This is a genomic window from Bradyrhizobium sp. BRP56, assembly GCF_020194035.1.
Lineage (GTDB): Bacteria > Pseudomonadota > Alphaproteobacteria > Rhizobiales > Xanthobacteraceae > Bradyrhizobium > Bradyrhizobium australafricanum.
In genome coordinates, this window is record NZ_JADYVV010000137.1 from 1 (window position 1) to 5632 (window position 5632).

The 5632-nt window shown below is 66.8% G+C and carries 7 protein-coding genes; 4 read left to right on the forward strand and 3 right to left on the reverse strand.

Annotated elements, in window-relative coordinates; genetic code table 11:
* Positions 1-185 (forward strand): hypothetical protein (locus tag I6F38_RS42790; protein WP_225162974.1); only part of this gene is annotated, 185 nt, incomplete at its 5' end.
* A gap of 338 nt (positions 186-523) precedes the next feature.
* Positions 524-1039, forward strand: a complete 516-nt coding sequence (locus I6F38_RS42795) for a L,D-transpeptidase (RefSeq protein ID WP_225164627.1) — start codon at positions 524-526, stop codon at positions 1037-1039.
* Positions 1040-1119: 80 nt separating this feature from the next.
* Here the strand turns inward: I6F38_RS42795 and I6F38_RS42800 are convergent, their stop codons facing one another.
* Both I6F38_RS42800 and I6F38_RS42805 read right to left on the reverse strand, forming a co-directional pair.
* Complete coding sequence (locus tag I6F38_RS42800; RefSeq protein WP_346657178.1) at positions 1120-1617, reverse strand: thermonuclease family protein; 498 nt, start codon at positions 1615-1617, stop codon at positions 1120-1122.
* 139 nt (positions 1618-1756) lie between these two features.
* Complete coding sequence (locus I6F38_RS42805) at positions 1757-1984, reverse strand: DUF1674 domain-containing protein (protein WP_225164629.1); 228 nt, start codon at positions 1982-1984, stop codon at positions 1757-1759.
* Between the two features lie 175 nt (positions 1985-2159).
* Between I6F38_RS42805 and I6F38_RS42810 the strand changes: the two genes are divergently transcribed.
* Entirely contained in the window at positions 2160-3506 is a 1347-nt protein-coding gene (locus I6F38_RS42810; RefSeq protein WP_225164630.1) for an RsmB/NOP family class I SAM-dependent RNA methyltransferase, read from the forward strand.
* A 153-nt stretch (positions 3507-3659) separates the two neighbouring features.
* Positions 3660-5411 carry a heparinase II/III family protein gene (locus tag I6F38_RS42815; protein ID WP_225164631.1) on the forward strand — a complete coding sequence of 584 codons (1752 nt, stop codon included), beginning with the start codon at positions 3660-3662 and terminating at the stop codon, positions 5409-5411.
* Positions 5412-5459: 48 nt separating this feature from the next.
* Here the strand turns inward: I6F38_RS42815 and I6F38_RS42820 are convergent.
* A partial coding sequence (locus tag I6F38_RS42820; protein WP_225162452.1) for a transposase occupies positions 5460-5632 on the reverse strand: 173 nt, incomplete at its 5' end.

The window sequence follows — 5632 nt, forward strand, 5'->3', positions numbered from 1 at the left end:
CGGACCTGATCCAGTTCGCGCCCGGCCTGCCCAAGACCCGCTCCGGCAAGATCATGCGCCGCATCCTGCGCAAGATCGCCGAGGACGAGTCGTCGAGCCTCGGCGACACCTCGACCCTGGCCGATCCGGCCGTGGTCGACGACCTCGTGCAGAACCGTCAGAACAAGAAGGGCGCGCCGGCGTAAGGCCAGCAGCAGCAAGGATCAGAAGACCAAACAAGGGCCGCGCGCGATCACCGCCGCGGCCCTTCCCGTTTCCTGCAACGGGCGCTTCACGGGATTGTCATAGGCAAGGCGCGATTGAGGCGCGTTTGTGGCCAAGTGTTGTTTCCAGGTCATTTACTTTAATCCGAACTTTTCATTCTCTCCCGCCATCAGGACATGTCTCGCGGCCGGTGTGAAACCACCCGGTTAACACACGCAGTTAATGTTGCGTGCGTGAGACCGGCAGGCCCGGTTTTTCAAGGGCTCTGCATCTTCGTTTTTGGCTTCCTTGCGGGAGCTGTTGGGAAGTGGAGAGGTTGATGTCGAGGAAGTTTGCGGTGGCGCTGGCTGCCACCCTTGGTGCGGTTGCTTTGATGTCGCAGGCGGCCGAAGCCCGGCCGGAAATAGTGGGAATACACGCCGACAACTATGAGCCAGGCACCATCGTGGTGAAGACCAACGAACGGCGGCTCTACCTCATTCTCGATTCCGGCCACGCGATGCGTTATCCGGTCGGTGTCGGCAAGTCCGGCAAACAGTGGGCCGGCACCACGAAGATCGACGGCAAATATCGCAACCCGGCCTGGTCGCCGCCCGCCGAGGTCAAGCGCGACAAGCCCAGCATCCCGAACGTGATCGCCGGCGGCTCGCCGCATAACCCGATGGGCGTCGCTGCGATGACGCTGGCCGGCGGTGAATATGCGATCCACGGCACCAACGTGCCGGGCTCGGTCGGCGGCTTCGTCTCCTACGGGTGCATCCGCATGCTCAACACCGACATCACCGATCTCTATTCGCGCGTCGAGATCGGCACGACGGTCGTCGTCACCCGCTGATCAGGCAGAACGCTTCGCCGATCGAAAAGCCGCGCAACTGCGCGGCTTTTGGTTTGCCCGGTCCGGTTTGGCGCTGTCGCCTAGCGTGCGAAATATCCGCACCAGCCGAACCGGCGGCCGCCGGTGTAGGCGCGGGCATGGCCGGCGGCGAGCAGCGCGGCCGAGACGTTGTCGGTCTTCCTGGTCGCGACGTCGGCGACGACGCGGCCCTGATATTTGTCGGGACCGACATTGTAGATCGCGACGTCGCCCTGGCCGAGCAGGTCGCGCAGCGCCACCGTCGCCGCTTGCGCCATTTGCAGTTCGCGCGCGCAGGATGCCTTCAGCTCCGGCGCATCGATGCCGCGCAGCCGGACACGCGTGTACAGATCCGGGCCCGGCGAGAAATGCACCCGCGCCTCGAACGTATCGCCGTCGATCGTCCTGATCACATCAACGTTGTGCCTGATGTCGGGCGCGCCGGCCCGCTGCCAGATGATATCGGTGTCGCGCGACCTGCCGAGCGACCAGGTCGGCGGCAGATGCACCCACTGCCGGATCGGCAGCGTGCTGCCGACGGCAATGCCGAGCACGAACACCCATGGCAGCGCCGCCGAGACGCGGCGGCCCCAAGGTGATCTTCGGAAGGGCGGACGTCCCGTCCCACGATAAGCATTTATTCTTTCGTATGGGGACATTTTCCCAGACTGGCGCGAGTCGAGCCGTCAGGCAAGGCTCTCAGAAGTCCGAGGCGATGCCCTTGGTCTCCCAATCGCCATAACGCGTCGGTTCCGGCCCCTTCGGACCCTGGAACTCCTTCGGCCGCGCGGCCGCGTTCTGCGCGGCTGCCTCCTCGGCGGCCTTGCGCCGCGCCGCGGCCTCGGCGAGCGCGCGTTGCGCGGCCGGCGTCAGCGGCTTGCGCGGCGCGGCCTCCGGCGGCGATGACGACGGCGATTTATCAGACATGGCAAAACTTTCTGCCTGCGGATTCCGTATCTCTGCGCCGGCTCAGTGACGACATCACGATCACGAAATCCCGCAAGGCGATTCTTACATTTGGCATATTCGCATGCCAGAGATGCTATGGAGTTGATGGGCATGAGCCGAATGTAACTCAGCACCTTCGAGATATCTCCGCTTCATGCCTCCTTCAAGATTTGCAGTACCTGCCGAAGTCCCCGGTCTCGCGGCTCGCCGCATCGCGGCCGACATCCTCGATGGCGTGCTGCACAAGCACCGCACGCTCGACGACCAGCTCGACGGCGCCGGCGCGCATCCCGGCCTGAAATCGCTCGCCGATCGCGACCGCGCGCTGATGCGCCGGCTGGTGTCGACCATCTTGCGCAAGCTCGGCACGCTCGGCCATCTGCTGTCGCGCCTGCTCGATCGCGGCATCCCGACCGATGCGCCGCGCGCGCAGAGCGCGCTCCTGATCGGCGCGGCACAGATTCTCTGGATGGACGTGCCCGATCACGCCGCGGTCGATCTCTCGGTGCGGCTGGTGCAGTCCGACCGGCGCGCCGCGAAATATGCCGGGCTCGTCAACGCCGTGCTGCGCCGCTGCGCGCGCGAGGGCCAGGGCCTGATCGACGAGATCAGCATGCAGACGCTGGACCTGCCGCCATGGATGCTGGCGCGCTGGAACGCGCATTACGGCGAAGCCACGGCGCGCGACATGGCGCTTGCGCTCGGCCACGAGCCGTCGCTCGATCTGACGGTGAAGTCGGACGCGCCGCAATGGGCGACCCGCCTGCACGGCGAGACGCTGCCGACGGGAACCGTGCGCACGCTGCTGCAGGGTTCCGTCACGATGCTGCCCGGCTTTGCCGAAGGCCAGTGGTGGGTGCAGGACGCCGCCGCCGCGCTGCCGGTGCGGCTGTTCGGCGACATCAAGGACAAGGCGGTCGCGGATCTGTGCGCCGCGCCCGGCGGCAAGACCGCCCAGCTCGCGCTGGCCGGCGCGCACGTCACCGCGGTCGACCGCTCGCCGGCGCGCGTCGCGCGGCTGCGCGACAATCTCACGCGTCTGGCGTTGCAGGCCGAGACCGTTGTCGCCGACGCCGCCGAATGGCCCGCCGAGGCCGCAAGCTTCGACGGTATCCTGGTCGATGCGCCCTGCAGCTCAACGGGAACCATCCGCCGCCATCCCGACGTCGCCTGGCTGCGGCAGGAAGGCGACATCGCCGCGCTGTCGGCGCTGCAGAAGCGGCTGTTGCAAAAAGCCGCCAATCTGCTGAAGCCCGGCGGCACGCTGGTCTACTGCACCTGCTCGCTGGAGCCGGAGGAAGGCGAGCACGCGATTGCCGCGCTGCTGGCGAGCGAATCAGGCCTGCGCCGTGCGCCGGTCGAGAAGAGCGAGGTCGCCGGCCTCGACGACATCATCACCGCCGACGGCGATCTGCGCACTTTGCCGAGCCATTTGCCCAACGCCGACCCGCGGCTGGGCGGGCTGGATGGCTTTTACGCCGCCCGGCTGGTTAAATCCTGATTTTAAACTTCAGTCCTCTAAGCTCGAAGTGATTCGTGCGGTATCAAGAGGGTGCCTGGGCAGGTTTCTTGGCAGGTGTCTTGGCAGGTGTCTTGGCCGCGTTTCCGGATTAAATAAGGATTCGTTGAAAATTCCCTCCCCGCAAGGTTAGGCGTGTCGGTCGCTCAAAGCAGACGCATCTCGACGCTGATTGCTGGCCGCTTTGCCCGCAGCATGCTCGCACGCGCCAGCGGGAGCACGGTTGCGCTGTCGCGGCTCTGGCCCGGCCGCACCGACCGGCTGGTCATCGCCCCGCACGATCTGCGGACCGCCGACGCCACCCGCGCGGCCGAGATCTATGCCGGACGATTCGTCTTCGCCGGCAAGATCGTCACCTGCCACGGCCGCTCGATCTTCGATCTCGAGCCGCCGTCGGAGGATTGGGAAGCCGCCCTGCTCGGCTTCGGCTGGCTGCGCCACCTGCGCGCCGCCGACACCGCGCTGACCCGCGCCAACGCCCGTTCGCTGGTCGACGACTGGATCTCCAACCAGGCCCGCAAGCGGCCGCTGGAGCGCCGCGCCGATGTGCGCGCGCGGCGGGTGATCTCGCTGTTGTCGCAGGCTCCATTGGTGCTCGGCGACACCGACGGAAAATTCTACCGCAAATATCTGCGCGGGCTGGCGCGCGAGATCCGCTATCTGCGCCACGCGACGCTCGACAATGACGGCGTTCCGCGCCTGCAGGTGCTGATCGCGCTGTGCTACGCCTCGCTCTGTCTCGCCAACCAGGCGCGCAACATCAAATCGGCGACGCGCAAGCTGTCCGACGAATTGCAGCGCCAGATCCTGCCCGATGGCGGCCACATCTCGCGCAATCCGGGCGCGCTGGTCGAGCTGCTCAGCGATCTCCTGCCGCTGCGGCAGACCTTTGCCGCACGGAATATCGCGCCGCCGCCGGCGCTGCTCAACGCGATCGACCGCATGATGCCGATGCTGCGCTTTTTCCGTCACGGCGACGGCAGCTTCGCGCTGTTCAACGGCATGAGCACCGCGCCGTCCGATCTCGTCGCGACGCTGCTCGCCTATGACGACACCCGCGGCGTGCCGATGGCGAGCATGCCGCACACCGGCTTCCAGCGCCTTGATGCCGGCAACACCGCCTTGATCATCGATACCGGCCCGCCGCCGCCGGCCAGCGTCAGCCAGGACGCGCATGCCGGCTGCCTGTCGTTCGAGCTGTCCTCCGGGGTGAGCCGCATCGTCGTCAATTGCGGCATGCCGAGCACCGGCCGCGACAATTGGCGGCCGTTCGCGCGCTCCACCGCGGCGCATTCGACGCTGACCTATCGCGATACGTCGTCATGCCAGTTCGTCGAGCTGTCGGCGATGAAGCGGCTGCTCCGCGGCGCGCCCATCACCAGCGGCCCGAGCAATGTCGAGAGCTACCGCGAAGCCGTTCCCGACGGCGATGTGCTGACCGCCTCGCATGACGGCTATCTCTCGCGCTTCGGCGTGATCCACCGCCGCGTGCTGATGGTCTCCCAGGACGGCACGCGGCTGGAGGGCGAGGACTCCCTGTCGCCGGCGCCGGGCGGCCGCATCAAGGGCAGCGAGGCCGATTTCGCGCTGCGCTTCCATTTGCATCCCTCGGTGAAGGCGAGCCGGCTGTCGGATGCCCGCGGCGTGATGCTGGTGCTGCCCAACCGCGACGTCTGGACCTTCGAGGCGATGGACGACAAGGTCGATCTCGAGGACAGCGTGTTCCTGGCCGGCAATGACGGCCCGCGCCGCACCTCCCAGATCGTGATCCGGCAGGACGCGAGGCAGGCCGGCACCATCCGCTGGAGCTTCGTGCGCTCCTCGACCTCGGCCTCCGCCACCACCGCGCGCCGCAACGCCCGCCGCGAGCCGGAACTCCCGCTGTAGGTCGACTGAAGGACCCCGCCCCGTCATCCTGAGAGTCTGACTCATAAATCACCCAACCTTAGCTGCAGCCGCGAGTCTGCGGGTCAGGAGCCTCATGTGTGCAATCAGCAGCCAGGCAGCTTCGGTTGCCACCGTCGCCTCGAAGTCCTTGGCGAGGCGGCGGCATCTGCCGAACCAAGCGAATGTGCGTTCAACCACCCACCGCCTCGGCAGAAGCTGGA

Excerpts from the sequence above, each read along its gene's own strand:
- I6F38_RS42795 (WP_225164627.1), top strand. The coding sequence starts at position 524 with ATGTCGAGGAAGTTTGCGGTGGCGCTGGCTGCCACCCTTGGTGCGGTT.
- I6F38_RS42805 (WP_225164629.1), bottom strand. The coding sequence starts at position 1,984 with ATGTCTGATAAATCGCCGTCGTCATCGCCGCCGGAGGCCGCGCCGCGC.
- I6F38_RS42810 (WP_225164630.1), top strand. The coding sequence starts at position 2,160 with ATGCCTCCTTCAAGATTTGCAGTACCTGCCGAAGTCCCCGGTCTCGCG.